Below are 19,607 nucleotides of genomic sequence, written 5' to 3'. Positions count from 1 at the left end.
CATTTCAAACGTCCAGCATCCTCGTCGCTTTGACACTTGTCACACAACAGCATGGCGTTGAGCGCAGTATCTTATTCGTTGATGAATGATGCGAGCTGAGTGCCGAAAAAGAGTGCCCGCTGTGGGGATGCCGACATATTGCTTCACTGTTCGCATGCCATCTCGTCTCCGACAAAGTTTCCGGAAACGTTATATTTTGCCGGAAGACGTGTATTTTTAACATCGATTATGACTGAAAATATTTCTCACCATACTGCTGATGCTTCCGGCTACATCGAAGTAAGCGGCGCAAGCGAGCACAACCTCAAACACGTGTCGTTGAAAATACCGCGCAACCGGTTGGTGGTGTTTACGGGTGTTTCGGGATCGGGTAAATCTTCGCTGGCCTTTGGCACCTTATATGCCGAGGCGCAGCGGCGGTACCTGGAGTCGGTGTCGCCGTACGCGCGGCGGTTGTTTCACCAGATGTCGGTACCAAAGGTTGAGGACATTACGGGATTGCCGCCGGCGGTGGCGTTGCAACAGCAGCGAGGCGCGCCGTCTACACGATCGTCGGTGGGAAGTGTTACGACGTTGTCAAACTTGTTCCGGATGTTGTACTCCCGGGCAGGCCACTACCCCAAAGGCCAATCGATACTGTATGCTGAGTCGTTCTCCACAAATACACCGGAAGGTGCCTGCCCGACATGCCACGGGTTGGGGCGCATGTACGACGTGACCGAGAAGACGATGGTGCCCGATGACTCACTGACGATACGGGAGCGCGCCGTCGCCGCCTGGCCCACTGCCTGGCAAGGGCAAAACCTGCGCGACATTCTGACGACGATGGGCTATGACGTGGACAAACCCTGGCGCGACCTGCCGAAGAAAGACCGTGACTGGATCCTCTTCACCGAGGAGCAGCCCACGGTGCCGGTATATGCCGGATTGACGCCGCGCGAAGTGAAGCAAGCGCTGAAGGCGAAGATGGAGCCCAGCTATATGGGCACGTTTACCGGCGCGCGCAAGTATGTGATGACGACGTTCGCCACCACGCAAAGCCAGCTGATGAAGCGGCGTGTGAGCCAGTTCATGACGAGCAAGCTGTGCCCCGAGTGCCACGGTAAGAAATTACGAAAGGAAGCGTTATCGGTGAAATTTGCCGGCCTCGATATTGCCGAGATGGCAGCGCTGCCAATGAAGCAACTGGCGGCCTTGCTGCAGCCATTTGCAACGCAGGTGCCAGACGCCATGAGTGATCACCCCGAAAAGGAAATTGTGTCACAGCGCATCGCGCACGACCTGGTGTCGCGGTTGCATGTGCTGCTGGACCTGGGATTGGGCTATCTTACGCTCGACCGCAGTACTCCTACCCTTTCGCCCGGCGAGCTGCAGCGCCTGCGCCTGGCCACACAGGTACACTCTAACCTGTTCGGCGTAGTATACGTGTTGGACGAACCGAGTGCGGGTTTACATCCGGCCGACACCGAGGCTTTGCTGCGTGCGCTGGACAGATTAAAGGTGGCGGGCAATTCCATCTTTGTCGTAGAGCATGAGCTGGACGTGGTGCGGCATGCGGACTGGATCGTAGATGTTGGTCCGGCCGCGGGCGAAGCCGGCGGAGAGATTTTATATAGCGGTCCGCTGAAAGGACTTGCCGGTGTGGAAGCATCGGTAACACGGCAGTATCTCTTTGAAAGCACGAAAGAGTACTCCAGTCAGGCGCAACGGGAGCCCCGTGGGTGGCTGACGCTGAAAAACATTACGATCAACAACCTGCGCGGGCTGGAAGCAAAGTTTCCACTCGGTGTATTTACCAGTGTGACGGGTATTTCGGGATCGGGTAAGTCGAGCCTAGTGAGCCAGGCGCTGGTGGGGCTGGTGTCGACACACCTGGGGCAGGCGCTGCCGGAGGAGGAAGACGAGGCCGACCCGCTGGCGGATTCACCGGCGATAACGGTGAATGGAAAGATCGCGGGCGGCATGGAACACATCAAGCGACTGGTGGTAGTAGACCAAAAGCCAATCGGACGCACGCCACGGTCGAACCTGGCAACGTATACCGGCCTGTTCGATCATGTACGAAAGCTGTTTGCTGCGACGAAAATGGCTAAGACACGCAAGTATGACGTGGGCCGGTTTTCGTTCAACGTGGCGAAGGGACGCTGTGAGAACTGCGAGGGCGAAGGGTTTGTGACGGTGGAGCTGTTGTTCTTGCCGAGCGTGTATGCACCGTGCCCTGTATGCCAGGGTGCGCGGTATAACGCCAAAACGTTGGAGGTACAATACAAAGACAAAAACATTGCCGAGGTGCTGGGTATGACCGTGGACGAGGCATGGCGCTTTTTTGATGAGGAGGCTACGATTCAACGCGCGCTGAATGCTGTACGCGAAGTGGGGCTCGGCTACCTTCGGTTAGGCCAGTCGGCAACGGAGCTTTCGGGCGGCGAGGCACAACGTATTAAGCTTGCCACCGAGCTGCAACGTGCACAACGCGGCCAGAGCCTGTATGTACTGGATGAGCCTACCACTGGCCTCCATCCCAGCGATGTGCGCAAGTTGATGAAGCAGCTGAATCGATTGGTCGATGCGGGCAACACGGTGATTGTTGTCGAGCACGATATGCACGTGGTGGCGAGCAGTGACTGGGTCATTGACATTGGCCCCGGGGCGGGGGACGAAGGTGGAAGGTTGGTTGTAGCAGGGACACCTGCTCTTGTAGCCCACACGCAGCGTAGCAGAACCGCGCCGTACCTGACGCAGGAATTGAAGTATAACGATCAAGCATGAAGATTCTTTGGAAATACCTACGTCCGCATAATAAACTGGTTTTTATTTCGCTCGCGCTGGCGACTGTGGCGCAGCTCCTGGGACTGCTGGACCCGGTGATCTTCGGTAAGATCATAGACGATTATGCCACCAACCGCATGCACCTGACGGAGTCGCAGCTGGTGACCAGTGTGCTCTACTGGCTGGTCATAGCGTTTGGCGTGGCTGTTTGCTCACGTTTGGCCAAAGCCTTACAAGAGTATTGCACACGGAAGGCCGTGGCACAGTTCGGGATGAACATCTTCAACGACGGTTTGAAGCAAACCCTGCGGTTGTCGTTTCAGGAATTTGAGGAAAGCCGCAGTGGCACCACGTTGTCGCTATTGCAAAAGGTGAAGACCGATTCGGAACGTTTTATCAATGCCTTTATCAACGTGTTGTTTGCCTCGCTGGTGGGCGTTGCCTTTTTGATCTGGTATAGTTTGCACAAGAACTGGCTGTTGGTACCGGTGTTCTTTATCGGCGTGGTGCTGTTGGGATCGCTTACGGGGTTGGTTTCGAAAAAGATCAAGGGCATACAACGGTCTATCAACCGGCAGGCCGATAAGCAGGCCGGCGTGATTACCGAAAGCTTGCGCAACATCGAATTGGTTAAAAGTCTCGGACTGACCTTTGCTGAGATCCGGCGTCTGAACGAACAGACCCTGACCATCTTTCAACTGGAGATGCTCAAGGCCCGGAAGGTAAGCGTGCTTTCCTTTCTGCAGGGAAATCTCCTCACACTGCTCAAGCAGTCCATCCTGTTTATTTTGCTATGGCTCATTTTTCGCAACGTGCTGACCACGGGCGAGCTCATTGCCATGCAGTTCATTTCTACCGCCATCTTTACACCGCTACAAGAACTTGGCAATCTCATTCTGCTGTACCGGGAGGCTGACGCATCGTTAAAAAATTTCGACCGGCTGATGCACAGGCCGATCGAGCAACGTCCCGATCCTTCCATCGAGCTGGGGCCGCTTGTGAGCCTGAAGTTTACGGATGTGGTGTTCCGGCATAAAACGGCCACCTATAACTCGATCGACTCGATTTCCTTTTCGATCCACACCGGTCAGACCATTGCGTTCGTTGGGCCTTCCGGCTCGGGTAAATCCACGCTTGTGAAGCTGCTGGTAGGATTATACATACCCGACAGCGGCACGATACAATTCAACGACGTGCTCTCCACGCAAATCCGGTATAACCCGTTGCGGCGGCAGATTGGTTTCGTAACTCAGGATACACAACTCTACGCGGGCACCATACGCGATAACCTGCTCTTTGTTAAACCTACCGCCACCGATGCGGAGATACACGATGCGTTGCGCCAGGCATCGGCCACGAACCTCATCGCCAAAGCCTCGCACGGCATCCATACCATGTTGGGCGAAGGCGGCATGAAGCTCTCGGGCGGTGAGAAACAACGGTTGTCTATTGCGCGGGCCTTGTTGCGGGATCCACGGCTGCTCATCTTCGACGAGGCCACGTCGGCACTGGATTCGCTGACAGAGGAGGACATTACGAAAACCATTCGCAGCATCTCCCGCAACCAGGACCAGATGACCATCCTCATTGCCCACCGTCTGTCGACGATCATGCATGCCGACACCATCTTTGTGCTGGAGAAAGGAAGGATTTCCGAGACCGGGTCACACGACGTGCTGCTGGCACAAAAGGGATTATATTACTCGATGTGGCGGCAGCAGGTCGGCGAGCGCCGGAGCCTCAAAACCGAGCCACAAGAGTAAAGTGGGCTATTTGCGGTTTAAAACGCATTAGGGAAATACGTGTTATAATTACAGTTTGCAACCGACTGACTCCACGCATGCCGGGACCGATCTTTTACTATCGGTTTTAGTAAGAAAGAGCCGCAGAGCCCTCATGCTATGAACATATTGATAATTGACGATGATCAGGACGATGTCGCAGTATTCTGCGAAGCGTTTCATGAAGTGTTTCCACATTCGACCTGTTATTCCCGGAACGACTGCGTAAATATCGAACAGGTGCTGCAAGGGTTGCCGGCACTCGATGTCATTTTCCTGGATGGACACATCTTTCCGGTCAGCAGCCAGGAGTGCCTGCCGGTGCTTAAAAAAGTCCTCGACCCGAAGCGTACAAAGGTCATCATCCACACCGGCAGTGTGAGTCCTACGGAAGCCGACGAGCTCCTGGCATTAGGCGCATCGGCCATTACCTATAAGGCTTCCTCGTATGCGAAGCTGAAAGAATTGTTGGCGACTACGCTGGCCGACTATGCAGATCAGTAGGGGTGCGTGATGTATAGTCTTTGTCTCTGAACTTGAGTAAGGATAGTATAAAAAGATTACTTTTATACTGCCCACAATATGTATCATTATTCAACGTTAGCTACCTGACTATTTAACCAACCTATGAACGTTTCCCATGCTACCCGCTTTAGCCAGCTTTTGCTGGCAATCTACCTTTTTGACCACTGCACGCCGGCAGAGCGACCGCCCGCCACGGAGGAGGCTACCTACACGCTTGCCTCACAGGGAATTATTGAGATTCCGATAGACTCCGCTTCCATGAACTATAGCGTGTATCCGGTTCACTATGTGAATGATACGTCCGAGCTATACGTAGATGGAAATGATTTTATCAATGGCATCGACTTTTACGATCTCAATAACCGGAGGAGGATCAACCGGATTCTTTTTCCATTAGAGGGGAAAGACGGTTTGAAGTTTGCCAAAAAATTGTATATCCATTCCCTGGATTCCATTTTCATCTACCGGGACAATGAGCGTGAGCTCGTGCTGGCGGATTACACCGGAAAGATAAAGAAACGATACGCGCTGCCCCCTCCGCCCCGCATGCAGTGGATGGCAAACATGCTCCAGTCCTTCATTGTACGCAATGGTTACGCGTACTTTAGCAATCGGGCCTTTGGTGGTGATATGGAACAGGCAGGTCATAAACTGTTTGTCCGTTATAATTTACAGACGGGTGAGCACGAAGAGTATGGTCCGGCATACTCCGACTTCCCGCTCGGAGATGCTAACGCAAGCTCGCTTCCCTTCTACGCCTTCGGCCATGATCACAACATTGTTATCCGGCTGGACTCACAGCCGGATTTATACATCTACAATATGAATACCGACAGCACCATGGTCGTCCCGATGAAGAGCCGGTACGCTGGAGCACCCATTCTCGCCGACACCACGGTCGACGACTTCGACCCTCGTGATTACGAAACGCTGACAAAGGATAGTTACCCAGGCATATACTATAGTCCCTATGACCACATGTACTATGCCATCTTCAGCAAAGGCATTCCCGTAACGAATGCCGCCGGAGAGCGAAACGACTACGAAGACCGACCGCTGTCGATTATTCTCTTTGACGAGAGCTTTAAGAAATGCGGTGAAGTACAACTTGCCGACTTCACTTACTTCCGCAATTTCATATGCAGTAAAAAGGGACTTCTCATACCTCGAAGCCATTTAAAAAACCCGGAAAACGATGAAAGCAAAATACAGTTTGAGATCTTCCGCCCACAGGCTTTGTAGCAGCGCATGCTTCGGGCTGCTTATCGCCGTATTGCTCGGTGCCTGTGGTAACCCGGGTACCGGGCACCGCGACGGCAAGGCTACCGTGCGGAATGACAAATTCTCCCGATTCGCAACGGACATGAACATAACACCCGTTAGTGAAAAGATGATGCTTATTATTCCAACACAGGGATGTACAGGCTGCATTAAGGAGGCGTTGGACTTCACGGCTGCGCACGACAGTCGTTCCAGTCTTACGACGGTTGTCAGCGGGCGCAGCAAGCGTTTTTACAAGCTCCTGACACACAAGTTTAATATAGACACGACGAAGGTCTTCTTTGACAGGGAGGCGCTCGCCGCTCGTTACGGCATCATCACCATTTATCCTGTACTCTTGCGCGCCGGTAATGACGGACACATTACCTCTACCCAGCTCGACGCCAAAAACGTTCACCGGGTGTTAACCGACGCGGGCCTACTGGTTGACTAGCAATCCTGTACATTACCCTAACATGTCCATGCAACGGATGGGGCTTCATTGGCGTCTTTGTAATAAATAAAGGCCAGAAAACCTGATCAACCAGGAATCTCCACGCCAATCATGAAAAGAAGACATTATTTAATAGCTTTACCAACGATTGGCCAGGAATGCGCACGGAATGGACGACATGGATCCTGATAAACCCTGTATTTGTCTCAACCATCGGTGAAATTTCATCACTGCCTCCACAGGCATAATAATTTCATGTAGGAGACTATGCCCTGTAAGCCGCTTCTGAAACGACAAGTTCTCAGGCAGTATATCGCCCACGAACATTTCCGGTATGAAATCGTTGTGCCTTGCTAAAGCTTGTTTTTGATTATTTATTACCTTTTTACGGTTACGTGCATGTTTGAAACCTTCTTTGGAGCAGAAAAAATCTCATTACATTCCCTGGAGAGCATTGAGCAAGGAGTGCCCAATATAATCGTTTGGGCCGCGCCATTTATGTTCTTTTTTGTCTTGCTGGAGTACTTTATCTCGCGGTGGCAGAATAAAAAGCTCTACAGCCGATCGGAAACTATCGGTTCGACATTGGTGGGCCTCGGCAATGTGGCGATTGGACTCGTGTTAAAAATGTTTCTCCTGTGGATTTTTATCGCTATTTACAACCTGATACCCTGGCGTATGCCCTTCCACTGGTGGACCTTCATCCCCTGTTACATCCTATTCGATTTTTGCAGTTATTGGGCGCACAACGTTTCGCACCGGTTACGATTTTTCTGGGCAACGCACGTTGCCCACCATACCGGCGAGCATTATAACCTGACAGTATCTTTTCGGCTAAGCTGGGTGCAATACTTCAAGATCATTTTCTTTTTACCCGTTGCCTTTCTGGGCTTTCACCCCATCATCCTTTTTGTTACTAACCAGGTGGCGGTGCTTTTCCAATTCTGGGTACATACCGAGTACATCAAGAAGATGCCCCGGATCATCGAGTATATTTTTGCTACTCCTTCCAATCACCGGGTTCATCATGGCTCCCAGGAGAAATACATCAACAAGAATTACGGTGCTACCTTTATCATTTGGGACCGGATCTTCGGTACGTTTCAGGAGGAAACAGAGCGACCGATCTATGGCATCACCCACAACATTGACCATAAACATGATCCTATTCACATCAATTTCCACGAATACTACGATATTATCAGGGATGTAAAACAGGCAGATGGCTGGCGGGAGGTTCTGTTTTATATTTTTGGTAACCCGTCGGATATCGATACATACAAGCGGCGAAAGAACGGATTATTACCCATCACAGAAGAAAAGAAAACAGAACACTGAGAAATGACAGGGCAAATTCGAACTCTGATGGCGGCGGCTGCCGTGATCTTTATATTCTCCTGTGAACGGTTATCATCCCGGGCGACAAATTCACACGCAGACGAATTGCACTTAACCACGATGAACGCAAGCGACGTGACGATCATCAAGGTTTGGGAGTTGCCGCAAGAACTTGTAGAAATATCGGCGAATGTTCTGATAGACGAGCAACGGATGGCCTGCATACAAGACAATGCCGGTACGATCTACATGTATAATCTCCACTCGAAGGTGATAGAACAAAAAATTGTCTTTACCGGAAAGGGCGATTTTGAAAGCCTGGTACACATAGACAATACGTTTTACGCATTGCGGGCGGATGGCTATTTGTATAAAATCACTCCCGGCATGAAGGCAGAACCTGTTGTAGAAACTTTTGATCTGCCGCTGACCGTCGAGAACGACACCGAATCGATGTTTTACGACGCAACGGCCAGCCGGCTGCTGATTGGCGTGAAAGAGAAGAACATGGTTAATGCCAACGCACCGGGTAAGGAAGTCTACGCATTTGATCTGAGAACAAATACTATGTCGCCTAACCCTGTCTTCACCATCGAAGAACCGGGCGACATCGCCACACCGGATGCCAAGAACAAAGGCAAGAAGAAGGACCGAAAGTTTAAGCCTTCTGAAATCGCCATGCATCCGTCGACCCATGAGCTGTATATTCTGAATGGGCCGTTATCGATCCTGCTTGTTGCCGACAAACTGGGAAAGGTAAAGAAACAATATCCACTGGATAAGCGACTGTTCCCGCAACCGGAAGGCTTGTGCTTTTCTACATCCGGAGAGCTCTATCTATCCAGCGAAGGCGGAAATCACGGCCGGGGCATTATTGCGCTGGTCAAACTGGCCGGGCGGGAATAATCAATCGCAGTTTATCTTTATCGTCAGTTTTAATTATCGGACGTCCGATATTCCAGCGGTGTCATGCCTACATGTTGTTTAAAAACACGGGTGAAGTGCTGTGGATATTTAAATCCCAGCTCGTAGGCTATTTCGCTCACTGACTTTTGTGCGTCGAATATTTTCTCTTTGGCTACATCGATCAGTTTCAACTGAATGAATTCGTGCGCGGACTTGCCCGTTTCCTTTTTGATCAGGTCGCCGAAATAGTTGGCCGAAAGGTTGAGCTCGTTCGCACAGTAGGCAACGGTGGGTAGGCCAACCGTTTGGGGCTTGTCGGATGAAAAATAATGGTTGAGTAGCGTTTCGAACCGCTCGAGAACGCCTTTATGCGTATTGTCGCGTGTAACAAACTGTCGATCGTAGAACCGCACGCAATAGTTAAGAAAGAGCTCGACGTTGTTTACAATAAGTTTCTTGCTGTGCTTATCGACGGCGTGCTCCAGCTCGAATTGAATTTTGGAAAAACACTCGAGTATGATCTGCCGCTCGCGTTCTGACAGGTGCAACGCTTCGTTCACAGCGTACGAAAAGAAGGTGTAGTCGTTCATGTGGCGACCGAGCGAGGTGCCGTGGATGAGGTCTGGATGAAAGACTAACGCACGTCCCTGGGGCTGGTAATATTCGTCGCCATTCGAACCGATAACCTGACCGGGCGCCAAAAAGATGAGGGTGCCTTCTTCATAGTCGTAGTGGCTGCACCCATAGCGTAAGTCGCCGCATTTTATCTCTTTCAAAAAAACGACATAAAAACCGTAGCTCAGTCGCCGCAGCTGGCGGGGTGCTGCCTTTGAAAGATCTACGACATTTACCAACGGGTGCAACGTTTCATTCCGGTTGAAGGCGTTGTACTGGCCAATGGTATCAAATTTTAGGATCTCTTCCATATCTCTCCTTTTCCAGTTCAAAAGTACGGCGTTCTATGACGGATTCCGTGCGAAAGGCCTTCCATCAGTGGAATTGGTAGGTAAACCAGTAATTTGTATACGTTGCGGCCTGCCGTATGTCGACAACTTTGTACACTAACAAGATCGGAATATTTAACACGTAATATTTATGACGCAGCGAAAATTGGGAAAAAGTGGTTTAGAGGTGTCCGCCATTGGCCTCGGCTGTATGGGGCTTAGCTTTGGTTACGGCCCGGCCGTGGATCAGCAAGATGGGATTAAACTCATCCGCGCGGCGTTTGAGCGGGGCGTGAATTTCTTCGATTCGGCGGAAGCCTATGGGCCTTTTGTTAACGAGGAACTGTTGGGCGAGGCTGTGGCGCCATTCCGTGAACAAGTGATCCTGGCCACAAAATTTGGATTCAAAGATGGTGTGTCCGGCGCCGGCGTAGACAGCCGTCCTTCCTCGATCAGGGCTGTGGCTGACGCATCGCTGAAGCGGCTACGGACAGACCGGATCGATCTGTTCTATCAACATCGCGTCGATCCTAACGTGCCGATGGAAGATGTCGCCGGAGCCGTAAAAGAGCTTATCGCCGAGGGAAAGGTGAAGTACTTCGGCCTGTCGGAAGCCGGCGTGCAGAGCATTCGTAAAGCGCACGCCGTGCAGCCTGTGACGGCACTTCAAAGTGAATATTCACTGTGGTGGCGTGAACCGGAACAGGAAATCTTGCCGACGCTGGAAGAGTTGGGTATTGGTTTCGTACCGTTCAGCCCGCTGGGGAAAGGGTTCCTCACTGGGGCAATCAATGAAAATACAAAATTCGATAAGAACGACTTCCGCAACATCGTGCCGCGCTTTGATGAGGAGAATCGAAAAGCGAACCAGATCGTTGTCGACAAGATCGCTGAGTTTGCAAAAAAGAAGAACGCAACACCGGCACAGGTGGCACTCGCATGGGTGCTGGCGCAGAAGCCCTGGATCGTGCCCATTCCGGGTACCACCAAACTTCACCGGCTGGAAGAAAATCTAAAGGCTGAACAGCTCACGCTAACGACGGACGATCTGCATGGGATCGAAAACATGTTTTCACAGGTCAATGTGCAGGGCGCTCGCTATCCGCAGCAACTGCAACAAATGGTGGGGCGCTAAAAGATGAAGTCCATATTATTTTTGCTATTCAATTTGATCATCATCACCAGCTCATATGGCCAGGAAGAGAACAAACAAATGGTTCGCCTGGCAAAATTGGTGATCGACTCCACGCAATTGGAAACGTACACAATATATTTAAAAGAAGAGATTGAGACTTCTATTAAGAAAGAGCCGGGTGTTTTGACACTCTATGCGATTACTGAAAAGGCAAGACCAACACACATCACTATTCTGGAAATATATGCAAACGCGGAAGCATATCAGCGTCACATCAAAACGCCACATTTCCTGAAGTACAAAAACGGCACAAAAGAAATGGTGAAGTCGCTGGAGCTTATCGAGGGTATTTCGTTGGTACCCTCCATGAAAATAAAGTAACCGGAAGGAATTTTATAGCAGTATCTGTTTATCCCAATTCAAACCAACATGCTTATGGCGACTGTTTCTTGTAAAATAAACGGCAAGGATCAAACACTGGAGGTCGATCCGCAAATGCCACTGTTGTGGGCTATACGCGACGTTGCGCGGCTTAAAGGCACCAAGTATGGCTGCGGGGTGGCACAGTGTGGAGCGTGTGTTGTGCACCTGAACGGCGAGGCGGTGCGGTCATGCGTGACGCGGGTGACGCGGGCGGAAGGGCAAAAAGTAGTGACGATCGAAGGACTGTCCGAAAACAATGATCATCCGCTGCAGGTAGCCTGGCAGGAGATTGATGTGCCCCAGTGTGGCTATTGTCATTCTGGACAAATTATGTCGGCGGCGGTGCTCTTGCGGGAGAAGCCGAATCCCACGGATCAGGATATCGACCAGGCCATGGGCGGTAACATTTGCCGCTGTGGAACGTACCCGCGGGTTCGAAAGGCTATTCACCGGGCAGCGGAAATGTTGCGCACGGGCGGTAAACGAAACGGTACAGACCTATGAACGCGGGAAACAAACGCTATACCGGCAGTCGCTTCTGGCTGACGGCGTGTACGCTGGTGTTTGGCCTGGGCCTGTTGGTTGCCATGGCGCCTGACTTCACGGGAGGTCAAAAACCGAAGGAGGTTACGCCCAACGACAACCCGGTTATAAAGAAAGACAGCGCAGCGTCTGTAAAGGCATTTGCGAGCGTCTATAAGGTGCTCATGAGTCCGCGGTGCATGAACTGTCATCCCTCCGGCGATGTGCCGCTGCAAGGTGATGACAGCCATTTGCATGTCATGCAGCCCACACGTGGGAAGGATGGCAAGGGTATATACGCCATGAAATGCGCTAACTGCCACCAGCCGACCAACACTCCCGGACTGCACACGCCGCCGGGCAATCCCAACTGGCATTTGCCGCCGGCCGATATGAAGATGGTCTTTCAGGGAAAGACGCCTCGCCAACTTGCCAGGCAACTTGTCGATCCCAAACAAAACGGGCACAAGGACCTCCGGAAGTTGCTGGAACACGTAAACGATACGCTCGTCATTGCCGGATGGCATCCGGGAGAAGGACGTACAACGCCACCACTACCCTACGTGGAATTTAAAAAGGCCTGGATAACCTGGATTGAAAACGGCGCTTACGCTCCTAAAAAATAACACGATGGAAACGAGCACAATTTCACGAAGAAACTTCCTTAAACTGTCTGCAATGGGAGGCGCGATGCTCTCCCTGGGGTTTTATGTGCCTTCTGCCGGAAAGGAGGCTACGATCGTCAAGACGACGGAGGCTGAAGGTTTTGGCGTCGAGCTGAACGCATGGATCCACATTGATACTTCCGGCAAGGTGACCATCTTCAGCCATCGTGCAGAAATGGGGCAAGGTGTTTACCAGGCGATACCACAGATCATCGCCGAAGAGCTGGAAGTAAACCTGGACGAAGTGAACATCGTCTTTGCGAAGGGCGATAACAAAAAATACGGCAACCAGGTAACGGGTGGAAGCTCGTCTGTACGTACCACCTATAAGAATCTGTTGAAGCTTAGCGCGACAGCGCGTGAGATGTTGATAGAAGCTGCGGCGAACCGGTGGAAGGTATCCCGGGCGGAATGTTATGCTGAAAGCGGTCATATATTTCATAAACCTTCGAAACGGAAGCACCATTACGGCGAATTGGTTCTTGATGCCTCAAACCTTCAGGCGCCTGAGCAGGTAACACTAAAGAAGCGGTCGGAGTATAAACTTATCGGGAAGCCGCTGCGGCGGCAGGACACGCGGATGAAGACCAATGGCACCGCGATCTTCGGCCTGGACAAAGAGATTCCCGGTATGCTGTATGCCGTGGTCGAGCGCAACCCGCGTTTGCGGGGCGTGGTGAAAAGTTTTGACGATTCCGATGCGCTTAAGGTGCCCGGTGTGAAGCGTGTAGTGAAAGTGCGGATGGGTGTGTTCAGTACCTACCGGGAAGGTGTCGCCGTAGTGGCGGACTCCGTGTGGCAGGCCATGCAGGGCAGGAAGGCATTGCGTGTAACATGGGATGATACGGGCTTTGAGCATCAAAACACAGAACTGATCTTTCGCCGGCAGGCCGATGAATTGAAAAACAACGAAGGCCTGTCGTTCAAGACACAAGGGGATGTCAATGCTATTTTGAATAGCGCTTCCAATAAGATCGACGTGGTATACCAGACGCCGTACCAGCAACATGCGTGTATGGAGCCGGTGAACTGCGTGGCGCACTGGCAGGGTGACAAAGTTGAGATCTGGGGGCCTATTCAAGCACCGGATTGGGTACAGGATTATATCAGCAAGGAGATGAATTTGCCGCGTGAGAACGTGATCGTGAACATGACTTTTCTGGGTGGCGGCTTTGGCCGGAAGGCGTTTATGGATTATCCGCATGAAGCGGCAGTGATCTCCAAAATGATCGGTGCACCGGTGCAAGTTGTCTGGACCCGCGAAGACGACATGACGCAGGGGCCGTACCGTCCGGGTATCTCCTACCGGTGCGAAGGTGTTGTTACCGACGGTGAAATAAGCGCCTTCAAAGTAAAGATGGCAGGGCAAAACAACGACCATTGGCGTGGTGGACCGAAAGACAAGCCGAACCGCAGTACGTCGGAAGGCCTGCTGAAACCGTACTTCGACTCGATACAGAATCTCAGCATACAGGACATACCGTTCGAGACGCCCATTCCCACAATGTGGTGGCGATCGGTGTATGCGTCTACGAACGGCTTTGCGTATGAGAGCTTCCTGGATGAGCTGGCCGTGGCCGCTGGGAAAGATCCGCTGGAGTTCAGAAGGAGCTACTTGAAAGACGAACGTGCGCAAAAGCTCATCGATCGCATGCAGGAAGTTTCAGGATGGAAGAAACGCAAGAAGGGAGACGGCTTTGGCGTAGCGATCACGGAGTGTTTTAACAGCACGGTGGGTCAGGTTGTAAAGATATCGAAGCTGCCATCGGGCGGCATGAAGATCGACCACGTGTGGGCGGTTATGGATTGTGGCTGGTATGTGAATCCGGATACGATCAAAGCGCAGGTGGAAGGGTCTATTGTCATGGCGCTGGGTGCTGCGACGATGCATGAGATCAGGTTCGAGGACGGGTTGACCGTTCAGAAGAACTTTTATGCTTACCCGATGCCGCGCATCTACGATATACCGCCGATCGAAGTATACATCATGGAGAATGATGCCGATGCCGGCGGTGTGGGTGAGCCCGGGTTGCCGGCGTTTGCACCGGCTCTGACAAATGCTATCTTTGATCTGACGGGAAAACGCATTCGGAAGCTGCCGTTTGATCTGACCACAGTTTCGTCATAATCGCGGGTGACAATCGTTTCAGTTGATCAACTATAGTATTTATGCAAATTACAAAAGTAGGTTCTAAGCCTTCGGGCAAGGGACCGGAGGATTGGTTTACGGGGTCGGTTAGAATTGATTCGTTGTTTGATCCGAATGCGGCCAGGCGTGCCGCGGCGGCAAGCGTTACGTTCGAGCCGGGCGCACGGACAGCATGGCATACGCATCCGTTGGGCCAGACGCTGATCGTGACGGCCGGATGTGGCTGGGTGCAGCGCGACGGCGGACCAGTCGAAACGATATATCCGGGCGATGTCGTGTGGTTTGAGCCGAACGAGAAGCACTGGCATGGCGCCACGGCAACGAATGGGATGACCCACATTGCCATTCAGGAGAGCCTTCATGGAAAGGTTGTCGACTGGATGGAAAAGGTCACCGACGAGCACTATAGCAGGCGATGAAATTTTCGCTCTTATAAGCAAGAGGCAATCACAACAGCGTGGTTGCCTTTTTTCGTTCGCAGTCAATTTCAGTATATTACAGCGCTTACAAACATCAAACTATGGTAAAGGTTAGCGCTATCCTCTTCTCCATGTCCATGCTGGTATCCGCTGTCAAAGCTCAAACGAAGCCTGCCACGCGCCCGAACGTCATCATCATTATGGCCGACGACCTGGATAGTCGGCAATTAAGTTGTTATGGAGGCCAGAACATGAAGACAAAGTATATCGATCAACTGGCGGACGAAGGGTTGAAGTTTAATCATCTGTATGCTTCGCATGCCACGTGCGTGCCTACACGCGCGTCGCTGTTTACAGGGCTGTACCCTATGCGGCATGGATCATTTCAAAATCACAAGCCGGTATATAAAAACATGAAGAGCATCGGACATTATCTGGGGGATCTGGGATATCGCGTTGGCTTAACCGGAAAGGATCATAGCACGAAACCCAAAACCGCATTCCCGTTTGATTCCGTTGGCGGTTTTCAACCGAGTTGTGTTTCCAGTAACGATGCCTATATATTAGACGATGTGCAACGTTATATCACTACGCCTGGAACGCCTTTCTGTCTTTTCATTATGAGCATTAATCCGCATAAGCCGTGGGATCTGGGTGACCCTACAGAATTTAACGCGGACAAGCTTGTTTTGCCGCCCAACATGGTCGATACCAAAGAAACGCGCCAGCAATTCTGCAAGTACCTCGCTGAGATCCGTCGTCTGGACGATCAGGTAGGCGACATTGTGAAGCTGTTGAAAAAGACGGGACAGGATAAGAACACCATCCTCATCTTTCTGGGTGAGCAGGGACCGCAGTTTCCGGGAGGAAAATGGACTTGTTGGGACTATGGTCAGCGGAGCTCGATGATCGTGCGCTGGCCCGGCGTAACAAAGTCTGCGGAGACGACTGATGCCATTGTGCAATATGAAGACATCACCCCCACGCTGATTGATATCGCCGGCGGCGCGCCCATTGACACCCTGGATGGCAGGAGTTTTCTGCCCGTGCTCAAGGGCTCTGCTACTGCCGCGAGACCCTATGCCTTTGGCATGTATAACAATATACCGGAGGGGCCACCCTACCCTAGCAGAAATATCTGTGACGGTCGCTATAAGCTGATCCTGAATCTTACCCCTGAGCGTACATATGCCATTAAGTGGTATAACAATCCGGGCGATCTGGGTGTATGGAAATCCTGGCAGGAAAAGGCCTCCATCGACGCAACCGCCAAAACACTGGTAGACCGTGTTACGCAACGGCCGGCGGTGGAGTTTTATGATACTGCGAATGACCCCTATGAGCTGCACAATATAGCGGGTGATCCTGCCCAGGCTGAAAAGATCGAACGTTATAGGGGCCTTCTGATGGAGTGGATGATGCAGCAGAAGGACGATGGGGCTTCTGTTGATCGGGTTTATAATAAGTAGATGCCGGTCAGGCAAGGTAAAGGGGGGATGTCTCCGTGTCGAGTCCGAGTATAGCCCGAGTTTAGTCCGTGCTAAGGACGGAGATATGAGTCGATCATCCATGTAAGTAGGCAGTCTTTGCCTCGCCAGTCATGTGCCAGAGGCCGTTTTTGATTGAAAATACTTTGGGCCTGAGATTAAAAAGGTATTGTTTGCTTGTCTTTATGTAAAACATACTTTACATTTAATCAAACAAACAAGACTATGGTCAAAACGCTGTTTCCGTATCATCCAGCCGTTAAATTGCTGGGCGTGGGCCTCTTTCTCTTCGCTTGTAGCGGTGTTGTCTACAAAACCCTGAATCAACACAACTTTGTGTCGTTTGCCCCGGCATTTCAAGTCGCTTCTCTGGGGTTGGTTTTTATATTCTTTTCGAAAGAAAAGTACGACGATGAGCGGGTGCATCAGATAAAATTCCGGTCGCTTACCTGGGGCGTACTGACAGCCTATTTCCTGACACTTGTCGTTACGTATCTCTTCCGCGTTCCTTCCGCGCACGAGTTTCTTTGTCTCGCGTTACTGTTGACAACCGGTATGTTCTATGTTCTGAAACAACGGGCATGAAGAATCTGATCAAAGTGGAACGCGCCCGACACAACATGACGCAAGCGGAGCTGGCAGACCGTGTGCAGGTATCCCGTCAGACGATCAATTCTATTGAAACGCAGCGGTTCACTCCATCGGCTGTGTTGGCCCTGAAGATCGCGAAGGCTTTGGAGATTTCGACCGATTCATTGTTTATGCTCGAGGAGTCCGATTGGAAGAGCTAACGTGGCCGGATGCTATACGTTCTGTATGCGCAGCTCTACCCGGTCAGGCCGCAAGGTAACAAGCGGACGAATCACGGGCGTAGTGTTGCCGGGATGAACATCAAATTGTTTTAAGAAGGCTTGCAGAAATATACACATCTCCGCCATAGCGAAGTTGTTGCCGATGCAGAGCCTCGGGCCGGCCCCGAAGGGATAGAATATTTTCTTCGTGCTCTTCTCCCCTTCTCCCAAAAAACGTGCCGGTTGAAATGTCTGTGCCGCTTGCCAATGTTTGGGGTCGCGGTGAAGTCCGTAGTAAAATGATACAATGACTGTTCCCTTCGGAATGACATAATTGTTGTAAACGTCATCTTCCAGCGCCACGCGATCACTGATCCAGGCAGGCGGGTATAGGCGCATGCTCTCCTTGATGACGGCTGACAAGGCAGGATTCATGACCACCTCGTTGAGGGTGAGCGCGGCGGTTGCGTTTCGGAGGGTCAATAACTCCGCCCGGTTGTGGGCGAGTAAGTATAGCGACCATGACAGTGCATTGGCGGTCGTCTCGTGGCCGGCGATGAGCAGGATGAGGATCTCATCAATGACCTGGCTTTCGGTCATGGCCTCACCGTTGTCCTCGTAGCGGGCGTCCAGCAGCATGTCCAGCAGGTCGTTGTGCCGGGTGTTGGTCGCCGTGCGCTGGCGGATCAGGAACCGGATCACGTCGCGGGCGCCTTCGGCTTTTTTGAGGTTCGCGCTCATTTCACCCGAAAGGCGAAACCACCAGCGGTTGTAGGGCTGGCGTACATCTTTGATGACGAACTCCTGGACCTCGCTGATGAAGCTTCCGAGCTGCGTTCTTTTTTCTGCCGGTACGTCGACGTTGAAGAGTGTGTCAATTACCATATCAAACGCCAGGCGGTGCATGAGCGGGTATATATCGATCGTGCCTGCCGGAAAGTTGTGCAGAAAACGATTGACAGTATTTTCCATGATGCCATACAGTGCCTGGATCTTATCCATATGGAAGCCGGGCTGAATCAAGCGCCGCTGCTTGAGCCAATAATCGCCGTTGGCGGTGAGTAACCCGCGGCCCAGGAAGCGGCCCAGGTAGTCTGTTTGTATGGAAGATTTCTGATAGTTACGATGGTTGTTCTTGAGTACGTGCTCGATTAGCCCGGGGTCCTGCGTGGCGATTACGCGCATCATTCCGAGGTTCACAGCATAGGTACCCTGGAACCGTGCCATGCTTTCCTGCATCGTCTCAATGGGCTTCCTGGCCGACTTGTACGTCCGCACCAGCGATCGTAAAAAACCGTAGCCGGGATGCAGGACAGTTGTATGCGTTGTTGTTGCCATGCGGGCTGTTCTACCTGCGAAGATACGTACTGGCGGCGTCAAAGCCCACCTTGCTTAGGGTTGGCCTGAATTTTAGGGATTAAAGTAAGAACCAGATAACGACTTTAGTCATGAAAACGGATCAACCTATTACCCCCAGTCCACCGCATCCGGGCTTTTTCGAACGATTTTCGAGAGTTGTAACACATGCGACCGGGAGTACACCGGCCTTTATTATCGCCGTGACCTTAGTGCTTGCCTGGGCTGTCTCAGGGCCGGTGTTTAACTTCTCGGAGCAATGGCAGCTGGTGATCAATACCGGCACGACGATCATCACCTTTTTGATGGTGTTTATTATTCAGAAATCACAAAACAAAGACTCGCTGGCCATTCAATTAAAGCTGAACGAACTGGTGGCGGCGCACAAGCACGCCAGTAACCGCCTTGTAAATGTGGAAAATATGACCGAGGATGAATTGAAGGTCATTAAAAAGTATTACGCATACCTGAGCCAATACTCGAAGCAGGAAGAAAGCCTGCAACAGTCTCATTCGATCGACGAGGCCGCAGCTGCGCATAACTTCAAAAAGCATCTCGAGCAAGATCTCGAAAACTGTTAATCTCACAGACCCTTGAAGATCGTTTTACACACACGATCGGCTGTTGTTGCTTTTTGTCAACAAAAGCGCGGCGATAGGCCATTTTACCTGGTATAGACAGGA

Annotated in this window: 19 protein-coding genes; 17 read left to right on the top strand and 2 right to left on the bottom strand. The window is 51.6% G+C overall.

Annotated features, from left to right (window positions below):
• Positions 1–228: 228 nt before the first annotated feature.
• The 7 genes from uvrA (at position 229) to KK062_RS06645 (ending at position 9,033) form a co-directional block, all read left to right on the top strand.
• On the top strand, positions 229–2,769 hold the full coding sequence (uvrA, locus tag KK062_RS06675; protein WP_254083487.1) for an excinuclease ABC subunit UvrA: 2,541 nt from the start codon (positions 229–231) through the stop codon (positions 2,767–2,769).
• Positions 2,766–4,532, top strand: coding sequence for an ABC transporter ATP-binding protein (locus tag KK062_RS06670; protein ID WP_254083486.1), 1,767 nt, complete (start codon positions 2,766–2,768; stop codon positions 4,530–4,532). The genes uvrA and KK062_RS06670 overlap by 4 nt, the downstream gene beginning before the upstream one ends.
• Positions 4,533–4,670: 138 nt before the next feature.
• On the top strand, positions 4,671–5,054 hold the full coding sequence (locus tag KK062_RS06665) for a helix-turn-helix domain-containing protein (protein ID WP_254083485.1): 384 nt from the start codon (positions 4,671–4,673) through the stop codon (positions 5,052–5,054).
• A gap of 123 nt (positions 5,055–5,177) precedes the next feature.
• Positions 5,178–6,317 (top strand): DUF4221 family protein, encoded by a 1,140-nt coding sequence (locus KK062_RS06660; protein WP_254083484.1) that lies wholly within the window; start codon positions 5,178–5,180, stop codon positions 6,315–6,317.
• Positions 6,271–6,789 carry a hypothetical protein gene (locus KK062_RS06655; protein WP_254083483.1) on the top strand — a complete coding sequence of 173 codons (519 nt, stop codon included), beginning with the start codon at positions 6,271–6,273 and terminating at the stop codon, positions 6,787–6,789. The genes KK062_RS06660 and KK062_RS06655 overlap by 47 nt, the downstream gene beginning before the upstream one ends.
• A 399-nt stretch (positions 6,790–7,188) precedes the next feature.
• A complete protein-coding gene (locus KK062_RS06650) occupies positions 7,189–8,127 on the top strand; it encodes a sterol desaturase family protein (RefSeq protein WP_254083482.1) in 939 nt (312 codons plus the stop codon).
• 120 nt (positions 8,128–8,247) lie between these two features.
• The gene (locus tag KK062_RS06645; protein WP_254083481.1) at positions 8,248–9,033 is read left to right on the top strand and encodes a hypothetical protein; all 786 of its coding nucleotides are present in this window, start codon (positions 8,248–8,250) and stop codon (positions 9,031–9,033) included.
• A 29-nt stretch (positions 9,034–9,062) separates the two neighbouring features.
• Here the strand turns inward: KK062_RS06645 and KK062_RS06640 are convergent, their stop codons facing one another.
• Positions 9,063–9,959, bottom strand: coding sequence for a helix-turn-helix domain-containing protein (locus tag KK062_RS06640; protein WP_254083480.1), 897 nt, complete (start codon positions 9,957–9,959; stop codon positions 9,063–9,065).
• Positions 9,960–10,128: 169 nt separating this feature from the next.
• Here KK062_RS06640 and KK062_RS06635 point away from each other — a divergent pair, with 169 nt between their 5' ends.
• From KK062_RS06635 to KK062_RS06595, 9 genes are all read left to right on the top strand, one after another.
• Positions 10,129–11,112 (top strand): aldo/keto reductase, encoded by a 984-nt coding sequence (locus KK062_RS06635; RefSeq protein ID WP_254083479.1) that lies wholly within the window; start codon positions 10,129–10,131, stop codon positions 11,110–11,112.
• 3 nt (positions 11,113–11,115) lie between these two features.
• Positions 11,116–11,493: a putative quinol monooxygenase gene (locus KK062_RS06630; RefSeq protein WP_254083478.1), complete on the top strand. Its 378-nt coding sequence runs from the start codon at positions 11,116–11,118 to the stop codon at positions 11,491–11,493.
• Positions 11,494–11,547: 54 nt separating this feature from the next.
• Positions 11,548–12,039, top strand: a complete 492-nt coding sequence (locus KK062_RS06625) for a (2Fe-2S)-binding protein (protein WP_254083477.1) — start codon at positions 11,548–11,550, stop codon at positions 12,037–12,039.
• Positions 12,036–12,683 (top strand): hypothetical protein, encoded by a 648-nt coding sequence (locus KK062_RS06620; protein WP_254083476.1) that lies wholly within the window; start codon positions 12,036–12,038, stop codon positions 12,681–12,683. Before KK062_RS06625 ends, KK062_RS06620 begins: the two co-directional genes overlap by 4 nt.
• A gap of 4 nt (positions 12,684–12,687) precedes the next feature.
• Complete coding sequence (locus tag KK062_RS06615; protein ID WP_254083475.1) at positions 12,688–14,850, top strand: molybdopterin cofactor-binding domain-containing protein; 2,163 nt, start codon at positions 12,688–12,690, stop codon at positions 14,848–14,850.
• Between the two features lie 41 nt (positions 14,851–14,891).
• Positions 14,892–15,290, top strand: a complete 399-nt coding sequence (locus tag KK062_RS06610; protein ID WP_254083474.1) for a (R)-mandelonitrile lyase — start codon at positions 14,892–14,894, stop codon at positions 15,288–15,290.
• A 101-nt stretch (positions 15,291–15,391) separates the two neighbouring features.
• Positions 15,392–16,759, top strand: coding sequence for a sulfatase family protein (locus tag KK062_RS06605; protein ID WP_254083473.1), 1,368 nt, complete (start codon positions 15,392–15,394; stop codon positions 16,757–16,759).
• 243 nt (positions 16,760–17,002) lie between these two features.
• Positions 17,003–17,362 carry a hypothetical protein gene (locus tag KK062_RS06600; protein WP_254083472.1) on the top strand — a complete coding sequence of 120 codons (360 nt, stop codon included), beginning with the start codon at positions 17,003–17,005 and terminating at the stop codon, positions 17,360–17,362.
• Positions 17,359–17,568 (top strand): helix-turn-helix transcriptional regulator, encoded by a 210-nt coding sequence (locus KK062_RS06595; RefSeq protein WP_254083471.1) that lies wholly within the window; start codon positions 17,359–17,361, stop codon positions 17,566–17,568. The genes KK062_RS06600 and KK062_RS06595 overlap by 4 nt, the downstream gene beginning before the upstream one ends.
• Positions 17,569–17,580: 12 nt before the next feature.
• Here the strand turns inward: KK062_RS06595 and KK062_RS06590 are convergent, their stop codons facing one another.
• Positions 17,581–18,906, bottom strand: coding sequence for a cytochrome P450 (locus tag KK062_RS06590; RefSeq protein ID WP_254083470.1), 1,326 nt, complete (start codon positions 18,904–18,906; stop codon positions 17,581–17,583).
• Between the two features lie 110 nt (positions 18,907–19,016).
• Here KK062_RS06590 and KK062_RS06585 point away from each other — a divergent pair, with 110 nt between their 5' ends.
• The gene (locus KK062_RS06585) at positions 19,017–19,505 is read left to right on the top strand and encodes a low affinity iron permease family protein (protein ID WP_254083469.1); all 489 of its coding nucleotides are present in this window, start codon (positions 19,017–19,019) and stop codon (positions 19,503–19,505) included.
• The last annotated feature ends 102 nt before the right edge of the window (positions 19,506–19,607 follow it).

Source organism: Dawidia cretensis (genome assembly GCF_018598175.1).
Classification (GTDB): Bacteria; Bacteroidota; Bacteroidia; order Cytophagales; family Cyclobacteriaceae; genus Ohtaekwangia; species Ohtaekwangia cretensis.
The sequence above is the reverse complement of the archived record's forward strand: the minus strand, read 5'-3'. Positions and strand labels throughout refer to the sequence as shown.

What these genes read in the sequence shown, in the direction of transcription:
- KK062_RS06640 (WP_254083480.1), bottom strand. Translation starts at nt 9,959, where the DNA reads ATGGAAGAGATCCTAAAATTTGATACCATTGGCCAGTACAACGCCTTC.
- KK062_RS06655 (WP_254083483.1), top strand. Translation starts at nt 6,271, where the DNA reads ATGAAAGCAAAATACAGTTTGAGATCTTCCGCCCACAGGCTTTGTAGC.
- KK062_RS06665 (WP_254083485.1), top strand. Translation starts at nt 4,671, where the DNA reads ATGAACATATTGATAATTGACGATGATCAGGACGATGTCGCAGTATTC.
- KK062_RS06595 (WP_254083471.1), top strand. Translation starts at nt 17,359, where the DNA reads ATGAAGAATCTGATCAAAGTGGAACGCGCCCGACACAACATGACGCAA.
- KK062_RS06620 (WP_254083476.1), top strand. Translation starts at nt 12,036, where the DNA reads ATGAACGCGGGAAACAAACGCTATACCGGCAGTCGCTTCTGGCTGACG.
- KK062_RS06615 (WP_254083475.1), top strand. Translation starts at nt 12,688, where the DNA reads ATGGAAACGAGCACAATTTCACGAAGAAACTTCCTTAAACTGTCTGCA.
- uvrA (WP_254083487.1), top strand. Translation starts at nt 229, where the DNA reads ATGACTGAAAATATTTCTCACCATACTGCTGATGCTTCCGGCTACATC.
- KK062_RS06645 (WP_254083481.1), top strand. Translation starts at nt 8,248, where the DNA reads ATGAACGCAAGCGACGTGACGATCATCAAGGTTTGGGAGTTGCCGCAA.
- KK062_RS06605 (WP_254083473.1), top strand. Translation starts at nt 15,392, where the DNA reads ATGGTAAAGGTTAGCGCTATCCTCTTCTCCATGTCCATGCTGGTATCC.
- KK062_RS06635 (WP_254083479.1), top strand. Translation starts at nt 10,129, where the DNA reads ATGACGCAGCGAAAATTGGGAAAAAGTGGTTTAGAGGTGTCCGCCATT.
- KK062_RS06650 (WP_254083482.1), top strand. Translation starts at nt 7,189, where the DNA reads ATGTTTGAAACCTTCTTTGGAGCAGAAAAAATCTCATTACATTCCCTG.
- KK062_RS06610 (WP_254083474.1), top strand. Translation starts at nt 14,892, where the DNA reads ATGCAAATTACAAAAGTAGGTTCTAAGCCTTCGGGCAAGGGACCGGAG.
- KK062_RS06660 (WP_254083484.1), top strand. Translation starts at nt 5,178, where the DNA reads ATGAACGTTTCCCATGCTACCCGCTTTAGCCAGCTTTTGCTGGCAATC.
- KK062_RS06585 (WP_254083469.1), top strand. Translation starts at nt 19,017, where the DNA reads ATGAAAACGGATCAACCTATTACCCCCAGTCCACCGCATCCGGGCTTT.
- KK062_RS06590 (WP_254083470.1), bottom strand. Translation starts at nt 18,906, where the DNA reads ATGGCAACAACAACGCATACAACTGTCCTGCATCCCGGCTACGGTTTT.
- KK062_RS06600 (WP_254083472.1), top strand. Translation starts at nt 17,003, where the DNA reads ATGGTCAAAACGCTGTTTCCGTATCATCCAGCCGTTAAATTGCTGGGC.
- KK062_RS06630 (WP_254083478.1), top strand. Translation starts at nt 11,116, where the DNA reads ATGAAGTCCATATTATTTTTGCTATTCAATTTGATCATCATCACCAGC.
- KK062_RS06625 (WP_254083477.1), top strand. Translation starts at nt 11,548, where the DNA reads ATGGCGACTGTTTCTTGTAAAATAAACGGCAAGGATCAAACACTGGAG.
- KK062_RS06670 (WP_254083486.1), top strand. Translation starts at nt 2,766, where the DNA reads ATGAAGATTCTTTGGAAATACCTACGTCCGCATAATAAACTGGTTTTT.